The 18,192-nt window shown below is 34.7% G+C and carries 14 protein-coding genes and 1 pseudogene; 14 read left to right on the top strand and 1 reads right to left on the bottom strand.

What is annotated here, in order from left to right:
• Nucleotides 1-52 precede the first annotated feature (52 nt).
• The 8 genes from ACFSCX_RS09130 to ACFSCX_RS09095 all read left to right on the top strand — a co-directional run bounded on the left by ACFSCX_RS09130 (nt 53) and on the right by ACFSCX_RS09095 (nt 6,506).
• A complete protein-coding gene (locus ACFSCX_RS09130; protein ID WP_377927896.1) occupies nt 53-250 on the top strand; it encodes a hypothetical protein in 198 nt (65 codons plus the stop codon).
• 40 nt (nt 251-290) lie between these two features.
• The gene (locus tag ACFSCX_RS09125; protein WP_377927895.1) at nt 291-545 is read left to right on the top strand and encodes a hypothetical protein; all 255 of its coding nucleotides are present in this window, start codon (nt 291-293) and stop codon (nt 543-545) included.
• 523 nt (nt 546-1,068) lie between these two features.
• The gene (locus ACFSCX_RS09120) at nt 1,069-1,272 is read left to right on the top strand and encodes a hypothetical protein (RefSeq protein ID WP_377927894.1); all 204 of its coding nucleotides are present in this window, start codon (nt 1,069-1,071) and stop codon (nt 1,270-1,272) included.
• Between the two features lie 69 nt (nt 1,273-1,341).
• Nucleotides 1,342-3,231: a copper resistance protein CopC gene (locus ACFSCX_RS09115; protein WP_377927893.1), complete on the top strand. Its 1,890-nt coding sequence runs from the start codon at nt 1,342-1,344 to the stop codon at nt 3,229-3,231.
• A 15-nt stretch (nt 3,232-3,246) separates the two neighbouring features.
• Nucleotides 3,247-3,978 (top strand): urease accessory protein UreH domain-containing protein, encoded by a 732-nt coding sequence (locus tag ACFSCX_RS09110; protein ID WP_377927892.1) that lies wholly within the window; start codon nt 3,247-3,249, stop codon nt 3,976-3,978.
• A 69-nt stretch (nt 3,979-4,047) separates the two neighbouring features.
• Nucleotides 4,048-4,752 carry a YwmB family TATA-box binding protein gene (locus tag ACFSCX_RS09105; protein ID WP_377927891.1) on the top strand — a complete coding sequence of 235 codons (705 nt, stop codon included), beginning with the start codon at nt 4,048-4,050 and terminating at the stop codon, nt 4,750-4,752.
• Nucleotides 4,753-5,092: 340 nt separating this feature from the next.
• Nucleotides 5,093-5,536 (top strand): Rrf2 family transcriptional regulator, encoded by a 444-nt coding sequence (locus ACFSCX_RS09100; RefSeq protein ID WP_377927890.1) that lies wholly within the window; start codon nt 5,093-5,095, stop codon nt 5,534-5,536.
• A gap of 64 nt (nt 5,537-5,600) precedes the next feature.
• Nucleotides 5,601-6,506 (top strand): NAD(P)/FAD-dependent oxidoreductase, encoded by a 906-nt coding sequence (locus ACFSCX_RS09095; protein WP_377927889.1) that lies wholly within the window; start codon nt 5,601-5,603, stop codon nt 6,504-6,506.
• Nucleotides 6,507-6,925: 419 nt separating this feature from the next.
• On the opposite strand, the gene ACFSCX_RS09090 is transcribed toward ACFSCX_RS09095, so the two are convergent.
• A complete protein-coding gene (locus ACFSCX_RS09090; RefSeq protein ID WP_377927888.1) occupies nt 6,926-8,116 on the bottom strand; it encodes a diguanylate cyclase domain-containing protein in 1,191 nt (396 codons plus the stop codon).
• Between the two features lie 285 nt (nt 8,117-8,401).
• Here ACFSCX_RS09090 and ACFSCX_RS09085 point away from each other — a divergent pair, with 285 nt between their 5' ends.
• From ACFSCX_RS09085 to ACFSCX_RS09060, 6 genes and pseudogenes are all read left to right on the top strand, one after another.
• Nucleotides 8,402-8,629, top strand: coding sequence for a DUF3951 domain-containing protein (locus ACFSCX_RS09085; RefSeq protein WP_377927887.1), 228 nt, complete (start codon nt 8,402-8,404; stop codon nt 8,627-8,629).
• A gap of 636 nt (nt 8,630-9,265) precedes the next feature.
• Entirely contained in the window at nt 9,266-10,945 is a 1,680-nt protein-coding gene (locus ACFSCX_RS09080) for a methyl-accepting chemotaxis protein (protein WP_377927886.1), read from the top strand.
• Between the two features lie 264 nt (nt 10,946-11,209).
• Nucleotides 11,210-14,011, top strand: a complete 2,802-nt coding sequence (locus ACFSCX_RS09075) for a bifunctional diguanylate cyclase/phosphodiesterase (RefSeq protein WP_377927885.1) — start codon at nt 11,210-11,212, stop codon at nt 14,009-14,011.
• Between the two features lie 343 nt (nt 14,012-14,354).
• Nucleotides 14,355-16,562 carry an ATP-binding protein gene (locus ACFSCX_RS09070; RefSeq protein ID WP_377927883.1) on the top strand — a complete coding sequence of 736 codons (2,208 nt, stop codon included), beginning with the start codon at nt 14,355-14,357 and terminating at the stop codon, nt 16,560-16,562.
• 115 nt (nt 16,563-16,677) lie between these two features.
• Nucleotides 16,678-16,926 (top strand): annotated as a pseudogene (locus ACFSCX_RS09065) (response regulator); the annotation flags it as partial.
• 71 nt (nt 16,927-16,997) lie between these two features.
• Entirely contained in the window at nt 16,998-17,720 is a 723-nt protein-coding gene (locus ACFSCX_RS09060; RefSeq protein WP_377927882.1) for a LytR/AlgR family response regulator transcription factor, read from the top strand.
• Nucleotides 17,721-18,192: the final 472 nt, after the last annotated feature.

The following is an 18,192-nucleotide window of genomic DNA, read 5'->3' as shown; positions in this document are numbered from 1 at the left end:
ACTTACTGTCTACAATTAAATTTGAGTCAAAATAAGAAGGGAGTGATAGGTTATGAAAAAGAAGATAGCACTAGGATTTTCCTTTGCCCTTGCAACACTGTTAGTTGTTGGGCAGTTTGCATCAGCTGACATGTCCGGAAACATGAATAAAAATGGAATGATGCAGATGATGAATGCTATGAATTCCCCAGAGGGACAAAAGATGATGGCTGCTTGTGGTGAGTTTATGGAATTGAATAATGAAGACTAAAATTCTGGGGTAACAATTAAAAAAGATTTGAGGTGTTTATATGGAATGGATTCTTTATCTTCTATGTCCTTTAATGATGTTGTTTTGTATGAAAGGATTGTTTTCTGGTGGGAAAAAGGACTGTAATACAAGCAATTCGATTAATATTAGTAACAAAGAGCTAGATGACCTTAGAAAACAACTAGGGAATGTTATTGAACAGAATAAGATACTTACTGAGGAAGTTAAGTATCTTCAGGGGACTAGAACAAATGTCGTTAGTAGAGATTCACACAACAAGAATAATGTTTCATAAGAAGGAAAGGTGATTAGGAAAACTCCCTATTCGCCTTTTTCGTTAGAAGGAGAAAACAATCTGCTAGTAGTATTGTTCAGATAGGAAAATTATCAATTAGATATTAAGGTATTATAGTAGTTTTAGCAGTTAGTTTAGGAGTGGGAACGCGGGAACAAAGTATAAGATTAATTGGTCAGGGTGTTGCGAGAATAGAGCTTATTAATTGAAGATACATTTTTTGCACACCATAGAAAAGGAAATGGCTTTATTTTGAGAGCCATTACCATGAATGTAAAGATAAAATGTGATAGTACTGCTATATAAACAGGGGAAGCGCAACTGTTGAACGGCTTGTATAAAGATATGGGCTTTCATTTCCCGTTCTTTAAGATGAAAAAGAAAAAGTAATAACTAATATGGGGGATGCCCTATCCAGTTACATTGCCTATAAATAGATAGTAATGTAGTCGATACAATTACAGGAAGTTCGCGGAAGAGGATATTAAATGGTATAGACAGAGAATAACATAGGAGGTTACGTATGGTTATACAACCCAACATGAAGGTAAGGGATGTAGTTGATATATGGGGATTAGAGACAACAAAAATCTTTCAGAATTATGGTATTGATATTAATGATAAACAAATATGTGACAGTATAAGTATAGAAATTCTGGATGACCTAATAAAGGATTTGAATCATGCAATTGGAAGTTCTAGTTCTACCTGTATAGAAGGAGGCTGACGTATTCCCAAAAAGGAGTAGGTTACTCCTAACGCAAGGGAATTAGGTTGTAAAGGGAGGGGGGAGATTGTGCCTTTAAAGTGCATAAAATTACTCTTGATATTCATACTCTTTGTATTTTTAAGTCCAAGCATTTTTGTAGAAGCCCATTCATCATTAGTGAAAACTCAACCTCAAGGAGGAGAAAGAAGTACCCAGAGTCCCAAAACGATAGAGTTTTGGTTCAAAGACCCAGTTGTTATTCATTCCAATTCAATTAAGGTAACTGACACAAAAGGTAATAAAATCCAATTATCAAACATCTATGCTGATTTATCTGACAAGGGCCATGTGATTGGGGAATTAGAAGGGATACTTCCAGCTGGCATATATATAGTGGATGTACAAGTTATTGCATTAGACGGTGACCCTCTAAAGGAAAAATTTACTTTTGAAATTATCGAAGAAAATCTAGAAGATAAAAAGTCAGAACCATTAAAGCTCCTAAAACAGTCACCATCAGATGGGGAAATTGTGAAGGGGAACGTGGAAAAGATAGATTTATGGTTTAACCAACCAGTAGAGTTAACGGCTATCGGGATTTTTAACGAAAGATCCTATGCTTTAAAGCAACCATTACAAGACCCATCTAATCCAAATCATCTCATAATAGAATTAAATGAATCTTTAAATAAAGGCACATATCAAGTAACATGGTATGGCCATCCTGAAGGGACGAATCAGCCCGATCATGTAGATGTGTTTTATTTTGCAGTAGATGAATTTACACCTTTAAAAGAGAATGCTATGGGTACACCCCTTAAAAAGGTACCTTATATCAATAATATAGGATTAAAGCAACTAGGATACTGGTTCTTTTTTATAGGTATAACTCTATTATTCGGACTTTCATTTTTCTCTAAAATGATCCTTAAGGATCAAAATCGTAATCTTCGACAACAAAGGGTATCATGGTTTCTTTTTCTAGTAAGTCTTGTAGGAATCCTGTTCATGGTTATTCAACAACGAATAGCTTTTACTGAAATTTCACCAAAGGAATTTATCTCACTTAAGATGATTTTTATACCTATTATTCAGCTCGTCTTTCTTCTTATAGGTCTATTCATTAAAAGAATGGAAGTACTATCTTTTACAATAGCACTCCTATTAACACCGTTCACAATGGGACATGCCTCATACCCTAGATATGGTGGAGTTTTGACAATTATTTTGAATGAACTTCATGTAATTGCTGCATCCGTTTGGTTAGGTGGTTTATTGGCATTACTATTGTATTCGAAAAAAGAGGAGTTTTCAGAATGGCTAGAGAAGGTTGGAGTTCGATTTTCAAATTGGGCTTTACCAAGCCTGCTCATCGTCATTTTGACTGGTATTCTTATGACGTTTCAATACATTCCATCTTTTACTTTTGAAAGTTTCTATAAAAGCAGTTGGGGAAAATCCATCTTATATAAATTAGGATTAACCATTCTTATTGGGATTATTGGATATAGCCAACGACGAGCGCTTCGTCAACTTACTGTCTCAGTTGTTATAAGATTTAAACGAAGAGGAAGAAGTGAACTCCTCTACGGTTTATTTGTCCTTTTCTTTGCTTCCATGTTAATGGTTTCAACGCCAAGTGCAGCTGAACAGGGAGTTTATCCTTTAGGGCAAGAACCCTCAGATAAGGTCAATATTCATGTCTCTCCATTCGAACCGGGGTTAAATGTTATACAATTTGATTTCCAAACACATAGAGAAGTGGAATCTGTAATGGTTAAAATTTCAATGCCTCCTCAATATAAAGTAGATTACAATGCCTTTAAACTAGATAATAATAAATTTGCGATTACTGGAAATGTGTTTCATGCAGCAGGAACTTTATTGATGGAGGTTACTGCCAAGATGAAAACAGGAGAAGAAGAAGTATATCAATATAGTGTAATTGTACCAGGAGAAAGCCGATTTAATGAGTAAGAAAGGAGAAAGGCTATGTATGACTTCTTTAGTAAAATCAGTAATCTTTTAAGTGGTCCATTTTTTAATGTGTTTTATAATGTCGAAGGAATTCCAATGATAGCTGCCTTTGTATTAGGACTTGTTGGTGCTCTTGCCCCCTGTCAATTTACAGGTAATTTAGGAGCTATCACAATTTATGGGAATAAATCTTTACAAGCACAAATTCCTTGGAAGGAAATACTCTTTTTTACTCTTGGTAAGATTGTGGTTTTTTCTGGACTTGGCTTACTTGTTTGGGTGTTTGGTAGGGAGTTCGAACAATCGTTACTATTATATTTTCCTTGGATAAGAAAGTTTGTTGGTCCGTTATTGATTGTTATTGGTCTATTTATGGTAGGTTTCATCACTTTTAAGGGGAGACTCCTATTAGGAAAAATTCCAGAAAGGTTTATGAAAAAAGGGAAACTAGGGGCTTTTCTAATGGGGGCAAGCTTTTCGTTAGGATTTTGTCCAACCATGTTTATTTTATTTTTCGTAACACTAATGCCAATGGTTCTGTCGACTTCGTATGGAGTTATTTTGCCTAGTATATTTGCAATAGGGACTTCTTTGCCCTTATTACTAGCGGCAGTTTTTATTTGGTTCTTTGATTTAGGTGGAAAGGCAGTAAACAAGAAAGGTCGAAAGTTAGGATTCTATGTTCAAAGAGTTGCAGGAATCATTATGGTATTCTTAGGAATTCTAGACACCATAACCTATTGGTAGAAAAATAATTTCCTAGCTTAGTATATTCCTCATGATAATTGTTAAGGATGTATCATGAGGTGAAAACAGATGAAATTATTTGGAATTATTACTACAATATTTTTCTTAATAAATATCCTTCCTAGTGAGAGTTATGATTTTTTGGAGATTGTAGAAGTAGCTGAACAAGAAGAAATCACAATAACTAGCTGGAAAATCTATATAAAAAGCACTACTCGGGTACTTTCCACATTAAATGATGTGGAAAGAGAAATTGGAACCATAATAAAACAAGATGAGAGTTATTCCTGGGAACCCGATACTGTGAAAAAGAAGCACCATTATAAAAAGATAGGTAGAAGAATTGACAAAGAAGAGGATACAACTGAAATCAAAACGATTACTGTATTTAGAAATAATGATGAATATTATCTTCATCAGTCGATTGAAGTAACAGGAACCACTTGGACAAATGAAAAGTGGGAAACCATCTACTCTAAATATAAAAATGAGCTGAATACAGGACGAGTGTATTTTTCTGTGTATGGTACTACAAAAAGAAGCGATTTAATAAAAAGATCAAACTCACTATTAAAAGTGCTATCTGCTAAAGAGATAGAGTCAATGGAAGAACAAGACTTTGTTTCCGTAACGGCATTTGTTGAAGACTGGGAATTTTCTATCCCGACAAAGGATAATCAATATTTTAATTTGCAATTTGGTTTTAGGGTAGAACCGGATAAAGACAATATCCTTGTATCTATAGGTACACCCCTTATCACATCTGGATATTAGTTTCGGTTTTAGTGTTTAGTTATTGTAACCAAAAAATTTTTCAGGTTAATTATGAAAAGTAACAGGTAATCATGATTTATAGTAATTAGTTAAGAATACATTCATCATAACAAAGAATACCTTCTCACAAAAGAAGGCAAGCCTTGAAGGTATTCTTTAAGGCATTGTCTTCTACATAAGAGAGCATGGTAGTAGGAGTAAATGTTTTTTGCGTAGTTTACAGGATGAATAAACTCTTTAATGAAACAAGAATGTAAATTTCTTGTTTTTTATTTTCTATTCTTTTATAATCAATTACAGACATTAAAGATCTTTAATATATTGATAAAGGCGGACAGTAATGAAGTATTCAAGAGCCACAAATTATGCATTACATACAATGGTATATTTAACTTTAACACCAAAGGGTAAATCTGTTGGAGTAGATCATTTAGCAAAAATCCAAAATCTTTCACCAACATACCTTTCCAAGATTTTAACAAAATTGGTTAAAGCAGGACTAGTTGAATCCATTCCGGGTGTTAATGGTGGATATAGCATAGTAAGAAACTCTCGTGATATATCTTTTTTAGATGTTATTCATGCTATTGAAGGGAAAACATCTTTATTCAATTGTTCATTGGAACATGAGGATATTAAAAATGGAGATTGTTTAATTGAAAATGTGATGGTTGAAGCAGAAAAGAAGATGAAAGATGAACTAAACAATAGATATATTATAGATATTGCAAAACAAATCGAATCGAAAAAAAATCATAAAATTAATCGTCATAAATCGTTATAATTTTTTTATGCGAATTATAGATATTAAGAGTCTTTAATGTATTTAATTTAAGGAGGACGATAAAATGTTGTTAGATTGCGTAGTTATTGGAGGAGGACCATCAGGCTTAAATGCTTCACTAGTTCTTGCAAGAGCAAAAAAGAATATCATTTTGTTTGATGATGATAAACCTAGAAATGCTATAACTCATGAATCTCACGGTTTTATAACAAGAGATGGTATCAAACCTTCAGAATTTAAACGTAAAGCTAAAGAAGATTTGATGAAGTATCCAAATATATCGGTTCATAATCAACGGGTAATTGATATAAGAAAGGAAAATCAATATTTTATTATCCATACAGACGATGGAAATGATTATCGTTCTGCTAAGGTGATTTTATCTACTGGAATGAAAGATGTAATGCCTGATATAAAAGGTATGCATGATTTCTATGGTACAAGCTTGTTTAACTGTCCATTTTGTGATGGGTGGGAATTAAAAGACCGTGCATTAGTTGTCATTTCAGAAAATGAGCGAGCTTTTCATATGACCAAAATGATTTTTAATTGGAGTAAGGATCTGGTTGTTTGTACTAATGGTAATAAAATTTTTTCAAAAGAGCAGAAAGAATTATTAACAAAGAATTCAATTATAGTTATTGAAGAAAAAATAGTGACATTGAAAGGTGAAAATGGTCACTTAGAAAAGATTCAATTTAATAATGGTGAAGAAATTGTAAGGGAAGGAGGCTTTGTTACTACTGGATTAGAGCAAGCCTCTCCATTAGCTCAAAACTTAGGCTGTATCATGAATAACATGGGAGGGATTGAAACAGATGATTTTGGACGTACGAATATTGAAGGGGTCTATGCAAGTGGAGATAATAGAATGTCAGCTCCTTCTCAATTAATAATTGCAGCAAGTGAGGGATGTAAAGTTGCTATGGGAGTAATAAGTGACCTAGTTAATGAAGATTTTAAGTGGTAATCCACTTTGTGTTAAATACTTGTTGTCCTGGTTTTATGTTGCTTAGGGGGAGTAGGATATATTCGACATGATTATATTACTCCCTATTACCGTTTATCCCGTGCCAACTGGCGCTAAGACCCTCACTTCAAAACTTTAGATGAATCGAGAAGTTTAAGTGGGGGATGAGCGCCAGTAAGAACCCTGAATAGGAAAACAGACTAGAGTCGCCACCTCCTGTGGCAACGTCTGTGTGACCCACAGTGTGGGCCGGGGCTAACAATCAGTGGGGATGAGGAAACCCCCACTGATTGAAGTTTCACTTTATTCCCACTACCACTTGGAAGGATGTATTATTGGAAAATCAAAGCGACTACCCCTAAAAAAGGTAGTCGCTTTGTACATTTATATTAGAGTAATTGGTCTAACCAATAGCTGAGCTAGAAATTCGTAAATTTTTGTATCGCATCGACCCACTTTTCTAGAAGGCCCTTTTTAAGATCAGTCGTATTTAGATCTGGTGTGTAAATTTTGTAATTGTTTTTTCCGTTATGTTTGGCATAGTACATGGCTTTGTCCGCGTGATCAATGAGTGTTTCTTTATCAGTACCGTCATCAGGATACATACTTACCCCAATGCTTAGTGAGATTTTCACTTCTTGATCATGAATATGATAAGGCTCTGCGACAAATTCTAGTATTCTCTCAGCAATATCTTCAATGACATCTTTATTTGTTTCTTCAAAGACAATAATGAATTCATCGCCTCCAATTCTCGAAATTAAATCCTCGTCACGTATACAATCATTTATCCTTTTAACAACTTCCTTAAGTAACACATCCCCAGCTTCATGCCCCATTGTATCATTTACTTTTTTAAAGTCATCTAAATCAATAAACATCAAGGTGAAATTATGTTCATGTCTTTTTGAACGTGCTAGCGCTTTTTGGATATGGCGGTCTAATGCTTTACGATTAGGCAAATCTGTTAGGTCATCATAATAAGCCAGTTGTTTTAGCTTTTGTTCTAGTTTCACTTGTTTCGTAATGTCAAAAATTTGTCCAATAATTTTCGTAACAGTCCCGTCTTGATCTTGGACAGGAGTTGCTGTTTGGACTACCCACTTCTCGGGTCCTTCTGGAAGACTAATTCGGAATTCCACTTTAGAAGAACGGCCAACTTTTAGTTTTGATTCGTGTATATCAATATATTTTATATCATCAGGGTGAATGATTTCCTTGTATATAGTTGGGTCCTTGATCAACATCTCTGAAGAGTATCCAAAAATCTGTTCGGCACCCTTTGAAAAACGTACACGGTTGTTTATATAATCAATAGAAAAAACTGCACCATGAAGAGAGTTAAAGAGTAGGTCATAGTCCTCGGTTTCTTCCTGCAAAGTGCCAACTATTTGCTCAAGGGCCACTGTTTCTTCTCTAAGCTTTTTTATATTAGTAGACAGTTGATTGTGGTGATGTAAGCTTCGTATATTAATTATGGCAATCCCTGCTATTAGCAGGAGATTAACCATGCATTCAACAATCCAATAATCTATCAAGAGGTTCGAAATGAGCAAAAGTAGTAGAAGAATGGACTGGATGATAATAATTATTTTATTATTCTCCTTCATTTATATAACACCTGATTTCATCATATATTTTAACCCTTCATAGTCATTATAGTACGAAATTCTACAAATTTCGACATCTTTAATTTTTTTCAAGGATCTGACAATTTTATTCATTCATTTTTGTACATGTAGATGAGTGATTAAGCAAAAAAATGGTATATAATTATAAATGAAATTGGAAAATTCATACAATTGTGATTGGCCACAACATGAGTTGTGAAGCTTTTAACCACTTATTCCGTATATTAAAAAATATAGTAGTTGGAAAATGAGAGGAGAATGTAAATGAATCCTTTGGATTTGATGACCATCGGCTTTCCAATTGTAATTGTAATATTGGTCTTTATCGGTTTTTATAAAGTGTTTGTAAAAAAACGAAATATAACACCATTTTATACACCCTTTGATGAAATTACTGGACAAACAGAGGTAGCCTTTCATGAAGAACAAGAAGTATTAGCAGAGGATGAAGATCAAGGGGATGATAAGGATAAGAATAAAGGAAAGAGATAAAATTTTTGCTCCATCCTGTTTTTGTCTTTTTTTGAAAAGGCATTATACCTTTTCTAAAGTTGAAAGTGATGTACTATAAACCATTCGTAAAGCTGAACTAGTGCAAAAAGAAATTATTCAAAATGCAGGCCGTGCACTGTCTATTGAAAAAGTAGATATTGTTCAAGGTCTTGGAATACTTAAAGAGTAGTTGAAATTGAATATATTGTTTGAATCTTTAAATAAACGAATTTTTCCTACATAAAAAGTGTTAATGGGGTGCTAGGCACTCCATACGGTTAATAATACACGGTTACCGAGAGCTATATTTAGTCGTAACAGTAGGAAATAAATTAGCCCATGGGAGACTAGGATTCCGGGAAATAGAAGGAGAGTGGGAAGAGATTCTTGCTAAATAGACACGACAAAAATCGTGTCTATTTTTGTCGAAAAAAACAGAAATTTGTCCTAAATAGATAGATTTTTAGACTCAGAGGAAAAGAAGAGTGTTTAATTGGACATGTTTTATGCTTAAACGCTACTGGACTATATACCTAGATTTTATTATGATAGAAGTGGATATTTAGGATAAAAGTCACGGTGCGAACAAAAAGGAAGTAATGGGATTAAAATCATTATAAGGATTGGTGAGGGAACATGAAAAGTATACGCTTGAAAATCTTATTAAGTTTTTTAATCGTAATCGGTCTTAGTGTAATCATGGCCGTTTATAACTATTTTTCAATAACATTAGTAAACAATGAAACGAATGCCATCATTAAAGAGGATTTACCTCTATTAATTGCAGATGAAACCTTAAGCTTCAATATTGCTCAGCGAATTGCATTAGCTAGGGGCTATATTTTATATGGTGATAAAGAGTTTAAGGAAGATTTTATGGAATACACAGAAAAAAGTAAATCTCTCCAAGAAGAAGTAATGCAAATGAGTGATTCTGAAGAAGTAAAGGCCTTAATCGAAAGTAGTAAGGAATGGCGAACACTTATTACAGATAAGGTTTTTCCAGCCTACGATAGCGGACAAATTGAAACCGCAAAACTGATCATGAATGTTGAAGCTCAACCACTTGCTAGAGAATTAATAAGCGAATTTGAAGCCCTTTCTAAAAATCGTGAACAGAAAATTACTCACAATGGAGAGATAGTATTAAAGCATGGTGAAAGCATTAAATGGATTGGACTAGTGGTATCCATTCTAATTGTTATTTTAGGATTAGTCGTCGCTACATTTATTTCAAATTCCTTAACGAAACCTATACATGTCGTAATGAACAGAATGAAGGAAATTGCACAAGGGGACTTGAGTCAAGATCATTTAAAATCAAAATCAAAAGATGAAGTGGGACAGCTCATCAAAGCTACAAACCAAATGAGTGATCATTTAAAAGTTTTACTTGCTGAAATTAATTCAGTGAGTGAAACGGTTACAGGACAAAGTGAGGAATTGACCCAATCTGCTAGTGAAATAAAAGAAGGAAGTCAACAAGTTGCTTCAACCATGCAGGAGCTAGCAGCAGGTGCTGAACACCAAGCATCTAGTTCAAGTGATTTAGCCCAAATGATGGATCAGCTAAGTGAACAAATCGCTGTTGCCCACGAAGAAAGTAATCGAATAAATGTATCTTCAAAAACAGTTCTTCAAGATACTCAAAAAGGTAATGATTTAATGAACCGATCTGAAGAACAAATGCTGACGATAGATCAAATTGTCAGAAATGCAGTAGAACGAGTAAAAGGCCTTGATCAGCAATCCCAGAAAATTTCTAAGTTAGTTGATGTCATTCAAGAGATTTCAGCCCAAACGAATTTATTAGCGTTAAATGCAGCTATTGAGGCAGCTCGTGCTGGTGAACAAGGAAGAGGATTTGCTGTAGTAGCAGATGAAGTACGTAAACTTGCTGAACAGGTTTCAGCGTCCATCGAAGATATAACAGAGATAGTAAAGAACGTGCAAGAGGAATCGAATGAAGTGGTCAACTCCCTACAAGATGGCTATTCTCAAGTTGTGGAGGGGACTGAGCAAATAAAAGTTACGAGTGAAACGTTTAAGAATATCCAACGTTTAGTAACAGGCATGGGTACAAGTATTGAAGGTGTTGCAAGGAGTTTAAGTGAAATCGCTGACAATGGTAAAGAAATGAATGGTTCTATTTCTAACATAGCGTCGGTATCGGAAGAAGCTGCAGCTGGAATTGAGCAAACATCAGCCTCCGCTCAGCAAACAGTGAGTTCAATGGAAGAGGTTTCGTCAAGTGCAGATAGCTTAGCTCAATTAGCTGAAAACTTAAATTCATTGGTTCGAAAATTTAAAATATAGGAAGAATACATCCAATAAATAGCCAATTTCTCAGTATGAAAAGAGTACCTCAGCTAGAACAAATAGAGAAGCGGGCTGTTAACAATAGGTTAACAGCTCTTGTTTTGGGAGGAGAATAATCGTGACTAAAAACGATAGTGAAATGTATGGGATTAGTTTAGAAAAGAGAGAATCCAGCGCTATTTTTCATCACTTTCCAAGGGGAGCTAGGTCAAAGAAAATAATCAAATGGTATGAATGTGTAGTAGGTAGTAGGCGATCAACATGAAACGTAATAATACATGGAAATCTAGCTATTTTTGGAGGATTTTCCTTGTCTTAGTGATAACAAGCTTCATGTTATTAGGAATTATATTTGTAGTTTCAAATTTGATTCTACCTAAAATTGCAAAAGACCAGTTTCGAGATATGACAGATTCAGCTGTGAACCGTCTTACTCATCAGATCAACATGTTTGCGGAAAATGTACAAATGGTTGCAAGTACAGTCCAGCAGGAAGAGAAATTTATTTCAAACGATCCACTCATTTTACAAGCAGAACTGAAAAAGGTCGTGAAGGCTTCTCCATTTTTTGATGGAGGGTCAGTGACAGATAAGTATGGTGGGATGCTTAGTGACTATTCACTAGACTTACTAGAATATAAACAAGTGTCGTACCTAGGATACCTTCAGGATTTTGACGAAAAGAAAAAACCTTTCTTAAGTCATGTCATTACTAAGAATGATTCCAATCAGTCCATTCTGTTATTATCTGTTCCTATATATAATTCTGAGAACCAATTGTATCGGGTGGTCCATTTATCCATTCATTTATTAAAGGAAGGTTTATTTCAATCGATGTTTAAGGACTTATATATTGGTTCAGAGAGTTATGCCTACATTGTGGATCAAAAGGGAAAGCTAGTTGCCCATCCTAGACAAGATTTATTTGGACAAGATGTAAGTGATAATAAGATTGTTCAGGAGTTATTAGCAAAAAACTCGGGCTATCTTCATGTGACCAATACGTTAAATGTTGAATTGTATTCTTCATACCAATATGTTCCTGAAGTGGAATGGGGAGTTGTTGCACAAGTTCCAGTTGAGTCGACATTAGTTTCGGTGAAGGAGTTTAATAAGTCCTTGTGGGCCGTTTCAGTAATCGTTATGATACTCATAACCATTCTAGCTGCAATTCATGCCATAATGACTATCAAACCACTTCGGAAACTATCATTAGCTGTCGATCAAGTAGCCAGTGGAAACTTTGAACTTCCATTTGACACCATTACTGGTAAGGATGAAATTGGGATACTGTCACACAAATTTAGTGAGATGATTCATAATTTAGATGTTACCCGAACGGAGCTTTTACAAAAAGAATTAATGTTAAAAAGCCAAAAAGAGTTCCTACAATATGTAATTGATAAAAGTCCAAGTGCCATTTACATCATGGATTGGGAAGGCAAATTTACTTTTGTGAATGAGGCATATGCGAATATTTTGGGTACGACTAGTCAGGATTTAGTTGGAAAAAAAGAACTCTATTTTAATCCGAATCGAGACGATGTAGAAAAGTATTTAGAGATAAACCGACAGGTAATGGAGACAAGGGAAGAGATTTTTATTCCTGATGCGCTGATGATGGATAGTCAAGGAAACGAGAGATGGATGCAGGTTTCAAAAACTCCCATCATTGAAAATGGTGAATGTAAGCATACCCTCTGTTTTGCTACTGATATTACAGACCGAATCAAGAATGAGGAGAAAATCCGCTACCATGCTTTTCATGATAGTTTAACTAACTTACCGAATCGCTCCAAGTTCAAAATGTGTTTAGAGGAAGAAATTGATCTTTGCTTACAAGATGATACAAAGCTAGCGGTATTATTTATGGATTTAGACAGGTTTAAATATGTAAATGACACATTTGGACATAGTATGGGAGATAAATTACTACAGGCTGTTAGTGAAAGATTGCAGAACTGTTTAAATGAACGAGATATCATATCAAGATTAGGTGGGGATGAATTTACGGTTATCCTTCCATGCATTGATCAAAAAGAACAAGTAACATCGATTGCTTCGAAATTAATACATGCATTAGCTCAGCCTTACCAAATTGACCAGTTAACCTTTGCAACAACGACAAGCATCGGAATTAGTATGTTCCCACATGATGGAGAAGATGTTGAGACCTTAATTAAACATGCAGATACAGCTATGTACCAAGCGAAAGAACAAGGAAAGAACACCTACCGTTTTTACACAGAAGAAATGAAATCCTTATTATCGAACAAGCTGATTCTTGAGTCGCATTTACGAAATGCCATTGCAAATGAAGAATTCCACTTGCATTACCAACCTAAGATGGATACGAAAACAGGGAAAATGTCGGGAATGGAAGCCCTTATTAGATGGGAACAGAAGGATTTAGGAATGATTTCTCCTGCAAAGTTTATCCCGATAGCTGAAGAATGTGGATTAATTGTGCCGATTGGTGAGTGGGTGCTACGGGAAGCATGCTTGCAAACAAAGAAATGGCAAGACGCCGGCTATCATCCGATAAAAGTCGCTGTAAACTTATCTGTCATTCAGTTACAAAATAATAGTATAGTAGAATCGGTGAAAGAAATTATTACAGAAACGGGAATTGATCCGGTTTGGCTAGAGCTTGAAATTACGGAAAGTGCAATTATGAAAAATCGCCGAGCGACAATCCGGACGTTAAAGCAATTAAAGAAAATAGGGGTGTCCATTGCGATTGACGATTTTGGAGCAGGGTACTCCTCCTTACATTACCTTAAGCGTTTTCCAGTAGATACTCTTAAAATAGATCGGTCCTTTATTAGTGAACTTTTAACGGACCAAAACGATACTGTCATTGTGTCAGCCGTGATCGCTTTGGCGAATAAACTAGGTTTAAACGTCGTGGCAGAAGGTGTTGAAAATGAAGATCAATTAAATTACTTACATGATTTACATTGTCATGAGGTCCAGGGGTTTTTAATAAGTTCTCCACTTCCAACGAAAGAGTTTGAAAAACTGCTAGATAAAGAAAAGTTATTTTATCGAAGCATGGTCTAAAGAATGGGTAGAAGTGATTTGAATCAGTCCGGAATCAAAGGCTCAAGTCAAACTTGAGAGAGAAATTGCAAGAAAACATTAGGAACTGTTCGCAATCGGAAGAGAAGAAATACTATCATCTTTAAAAGTATTGAAATGCAGTAAAGAACTGAATGAGTTTTTCATCAAATACAATTTTCTAAGAACAAATGGTAAATGAAACATGGGCTCTGTTTTGCTTCATTAAGCATGCAGTGCATGTGTTTTTTTTTGAAGTAGGAAAATTTCAAAAATTTTCAACTTGTTGTTCAGTAGTCAAATTGTTAATCTAAAAACCATATAGCGAAAAGGGGACTCTTGCTCGATGACGATTATAGAAGAAACATTTAGTATACAAGCATCTATCTTTACGATTATCGTAAGTTTCCTGACAGTTTTCATCACGCTGCATTTAGTATCGAGAATTTCTGTTTTGACTCACCGAATCAACCGATTTTTTCTTAAAGTGTTAGCAGCATTTTCGACCAGTTTAGGCTTATTTGCAGTTCACTATATTACGATGTTAGGGTATTATGAATCCATATTTTTAGATTACAGAATTTTGATGATATGTGCTTCGTTCATTATTCCATTCATTTTTGCCATCATTACTATATTCATATTAAATAAAATTTCAAGAAGGTATAGACTAGTTGCTTCTGCTATTGCATTTTTTATGACGATTAATAGTATTTACGGACTAGGTGTATGGGCGTTAGATGGGCAATACTCATTTACTATAAATTACATAGCAATTCTTCCAGCTACTTTTATTTTCTTGGCACTCTTTGTACTTGGTCTTATGATGACCTTTGCAAAAAACGGGAGCGTAAACAGACCTTCTCTTTTCATACTAGGATCGTTACTAATCAGTACTCTAGTTTTTGTTTATCACTACGTTTTATTAAAATCTACTACGTTATTTTATGATTCTACTATTCCAACATCTAGTGTCATAAATACAGATAAAACGCTTATAATAACCTTAGTCGGGGTTTCTACTGTGTTTATCCATATCATCATCCTTATGACAACGTATTATGAACGGTACTCAACAGAAAATGAAAAACAGAGGCTGAATGAACAAAATACATTATTAGTAAACAATAGTCCTATGATTATGATTAAATTTGACTCCGATGGACTAATTCTTGACGTAAATGAAGCGTGTGCATTGAAGCTTGGTTACTTTAAAAGTGAGCTTATTCAATCCTCCATTTTAAGCCTTCTTGCTAATCGTCCCATCAATACAGCAGAATTTATTCATCAGCTAGTGAAGATGGATCAAGAAGATCAGCTCTCTGAGTTCAATATGTTAACTAAGGCTGGCGAAATCATTGAGGTTTTACTAACGATAATGCCGATTCAGTTAAAGAATCAATTACAAGGGTATATCGTAATGGCAAAGGATATTAGTGAACAAAAACGGCTACAGAGAGTAAAAGAGGAGTCGGAACAGGAGTTAAAGCACCTTATTCATAGTCAGGTTGGAATTTTATTCAAGATGAAAAAAGAGAAAGAAGATTTTGTGTTAACGTTTATTGATGGCCAACTTATGAAAAAAATAGATTTAGTATCAACACACATTGTAGGAACTAAGTTCTCCGACTTTCCATTACATGAAGATGAATATAAAAGAAATCTACTACATTTTAATAAAGCTTGGAATGGGGAATATGTCACATATGAAAACTCGTATTTGAAATATGAGCTTCTATTAAGCTTAGTCCCCATTAAAAATGAAAATGGACATGTGGTAGAAGTGATCGGTTCAGTCGTTGATATATCAAAACAAAAGCAGGTTGAACAAGAGCTATTAACGGCAAAGCGTGAAGCGGATCAAGCAAATCATGCTAAGTCTGATTTCATATCAAAAATGAGTCATGAATTGCGAACACCTCTAAATGGGGTACTAGGTTTTGCTCAAGTGTTAGAGATGGATGGAAGTCTAAGTGAAGAGCAACATGATCATGTTAGGGAAATCATGCGAGCCGGTCGTCATTTGCTCCAACTAATCAATACCATTGTAGACTTAAATCGGATTGAAAGTGGGAAGCTGAAGTTTTCGTTAAGTGAAATTGAGATAGGGTCTGTAATCAGTGAAGTTACAGGACTTTTTGGACCACTAACAAAGAAAAAGAATATACAAATTATACAGGAAATAAAAGAAGAGTTAGTTATGATTGGTGACCCAACAAAATTAAGACAAGTATTCATTAATTTGATTGATAATGCCATTAAGTATACGCCAAATGGTGGCATCGTATATGTTGATGTATCGAATGAACAGGAACGACTTACGGTTTCGATTAGAGATACAGGTGTAGGAATTCCAGCTTCTGATGTAGAAAAGGTCTTTGATCCATTCTTTAGAAGTAGCTTTAACAGAGAATATGCGAATGGTGCGGGAATAGGACTAACGCTTGTAAAACAGATAGTGGAGAGCATGGATGGTGAAATTGCTCTAAATAGTTTTGAAAATCATGGTACTATTGTATGTCTATCGTTCCCACTCATTAAGCATGTAACTTAGAAACAGATCTTCTCAATGTTGACTATTGATTACAAGTCACTAAAGCATCTATAAGCTACCATCTGATATAATGAAGATAGGTATATGAACCTTTACCTTATATGAAACTGCTTTTAAACAATATGATGAAAAAGTGGATATCATTCATGCCGACAATGGGAGAAAAGGTTTAAAGTATATTGAAAAAAGGAATATTACTATTAGTATGCTAGATCTGTATTTGCCTGATTATCATGGATTAGATATCCTGGCAATGATAAGGGACAATCACAAAACTAGTAATATACCAATCATTATAATGAGTTCGAATGCAGGAAACGTGACATTGGAAAGTCATTATCAATGGGAACTACTCAATATATAACGAAACCAATAGACATCCAAAGACTTCTAGTAACTATTGATAATAAAATGAATGATCGAAGGGGGTCTTAGATGATAAAAATAATCATTGCAGAGGATGACCTTGCATCAAGAAAGGTATTGGTTCATTTTATTAAAGACTTACCGAACTGCAGTGTAGTAGGAGAAGCAGCAAACGGTGAAGAACTGATTCAACTGATTCATTCAAAGAAGCCTGATGTTGCATTAGTTGATATTGTAATGCCACGATTGAGTGGTTTGGAAGCCGTTAAATCATGCAAAGAATTGGTACCGAATTTAAAGATTATCTTCATTACGGGACATGATGACTTTGCAATTGATGCCTTCAATATAGATGCTGTGGACTATATTTTAAAACCAGTTGAGAGAGAAAGATTGTATAAGGCACTTTCGAAGGTCATCATCCCTTTAGAAGATCAAAAGAACCAAAGCTATGTTAAAGAGCTAGCTGTTAAGGGACAAAACCATATATGCTTTATTCCTTTTGATGAAATTATTTTTATTGAGAAGATTGAAAGGAAATCGGTGGTTCATACTCAGCAAGGTTCTTTTGAAACAAATGAACCATTAACAGAATATGAAGGTTTATTGGATTCGCGCTTTATATTATCACATAGGTCTTATATTATTAATTTATATTTACTAAATAAAATCGAAAAAAGTGGTCAAATGTTTATTGCCTATTTCAAAAATAGTCCACTTACAGCAAGAATTTCAAAGCATAAAATAAATGATATACAAGAATTAAAGAGTCGGAGTTATCTACTCGATTAAAGACAGACGATATAGCGTCTGTCTTTTTTATATTATTAGGAAAGTATAAAAGTTTTCAGCAAGAGACTGGGCTAGTGACTTGGAATCCAGCTCCAGCACCCAGCCATCGAGGTCAAAGAACCCTAAATGAGAAAATGGGGAAAAGCACCCTTTAGGAACATTTGCTCTGCCTGAGGCTAAACGGGGTGCCCTGAGCCTTTTGTTCATAATTTCAGAAAGCATAAGTATCCTTTACGGTGGTACTACTCACTAGAAAGTAGGCTAGCCAACTTATACATAGTGAAATAGATGTTTTCGTAACTTAAAAAGTTGCTGATAAAATTAGGATAGTTGCTGATAAATATTTTGAAGTTGCTGATAAGTTTAGTAAAGCGGGTTGGCCCCCTTATTTAGGACACTTACTTTAAATATCTCTTTTTATCTTAGTTTTTCATTTTTTCTTATAAAGAGGAAATTGCCCCCACTATTTTAC

The sequence above is a fragment of the Bacillus salitolerans genome (assembly GCF_042680805.1).
In the GTDB taxonomy this organism is placed as follows: Bacteria; Bacillota; Bacilli; order Bacillales; family SA4; genus Bacillus_CJ; species Bacillus_CJ salitolerans.
This window is presented reverse-complemented; position numbering and strand designations above follow the sequence as displayed.

Excerpts from the sequence above, each read along its gene's own strand:
- ACFSCX_RS09130 (WP_377927896.1), top strand. The coding sequence starts at position 53 with ATGAAAAAGAAGATAGCACTAGGATTTTCCTTTGCCCTTGCAACACTG.
- ACFSCX_RS09125 (WP_377927895.1), top strand. The coding sequence starts at position 291 with ATGGAATGGATTCTTTATCTTCTATGTCCTTTAATGATGTTGTTTTGT.
- ACFSCX_RS09120 (WP_377927894.1), top strand. The coding sequence starts at position 1,069 with ATGGTTATACAACCCAACATGAAGGTAAGGGATGTAGTTGATATATGG.
- ACFSCX_RS09110 (WP_377927892.1), top strand. The coding sequence starts at position 3,247 with ATGTATGACTTCTTTAGTAAAATCAGTAATCTTTTAAGTGGTCCATTT.
- ACFSCX_RS09105 (WP_377927891.1), top strand. The coding sequence starts at position 4,048 with ATGAAATTATTTGGAATTATTACTACAATATTTTTCTTAATAAATATC.
- ACFSCX_RS09100 (WP_377927890.1), top strand. The coding sequence starts at position 5,093 with ATGAAGTATTCAAGAGCCACAAATTATGCATTACATACAATGGTATAT.
- ACFSCX_RS09095 (WP_377927889.1), top strand. The coding sequence starts at position 5,601 with ATGTTGTTAGATTGCGTAGTTATTGGAGGAGGACCATCAGGCTTAAAT.
- ACFSCX_RS09090 (WP_377927888.1), bottom strand. The coding sequence starts at position 8,116 with ATGAAGGAGAATAATAAAATAATTATTATCATCCAGTCCATTCTTCTA.
- ACFSCX_RS09085 (WP_377927887.1), top strand. The coding sequence starts at position 8,402 with ATGAATCCTTTGGATTTGATGACCATCGGCTTTCCAATTGTAATTGTA.
- ACFSCX_RS09080 (WP_377927886.1), top strand. The coding sequence starts at position 9,266 with ATGAAAAGTATACGCTTGAAAATCTTATTAAGTTTTTTAATCGTAATC.
- ACFSCX_RS09075 (WP_377927885.1), top strand. The coding sequence starts at position 11,210 with ATGAAACGTAATAATACATGGAAATCTAGCTATTTTTGGAGGATTTTC.
- ACFSCX_RS09070 (WP_377927883.1), top strand. The coding sequence starts at position 14,355 with ATGACGATTATAGAAGAAACATTTAGTATACAAGCATCTATCTTTACG.
- ACFSCX_RS09060 (WP_377927882.1), top strand. The coding sequence starts at position 16,998 with ATGATAAAAATAATCATTGCAGAGGATGACCTTGCATCAAGAAAGGTA.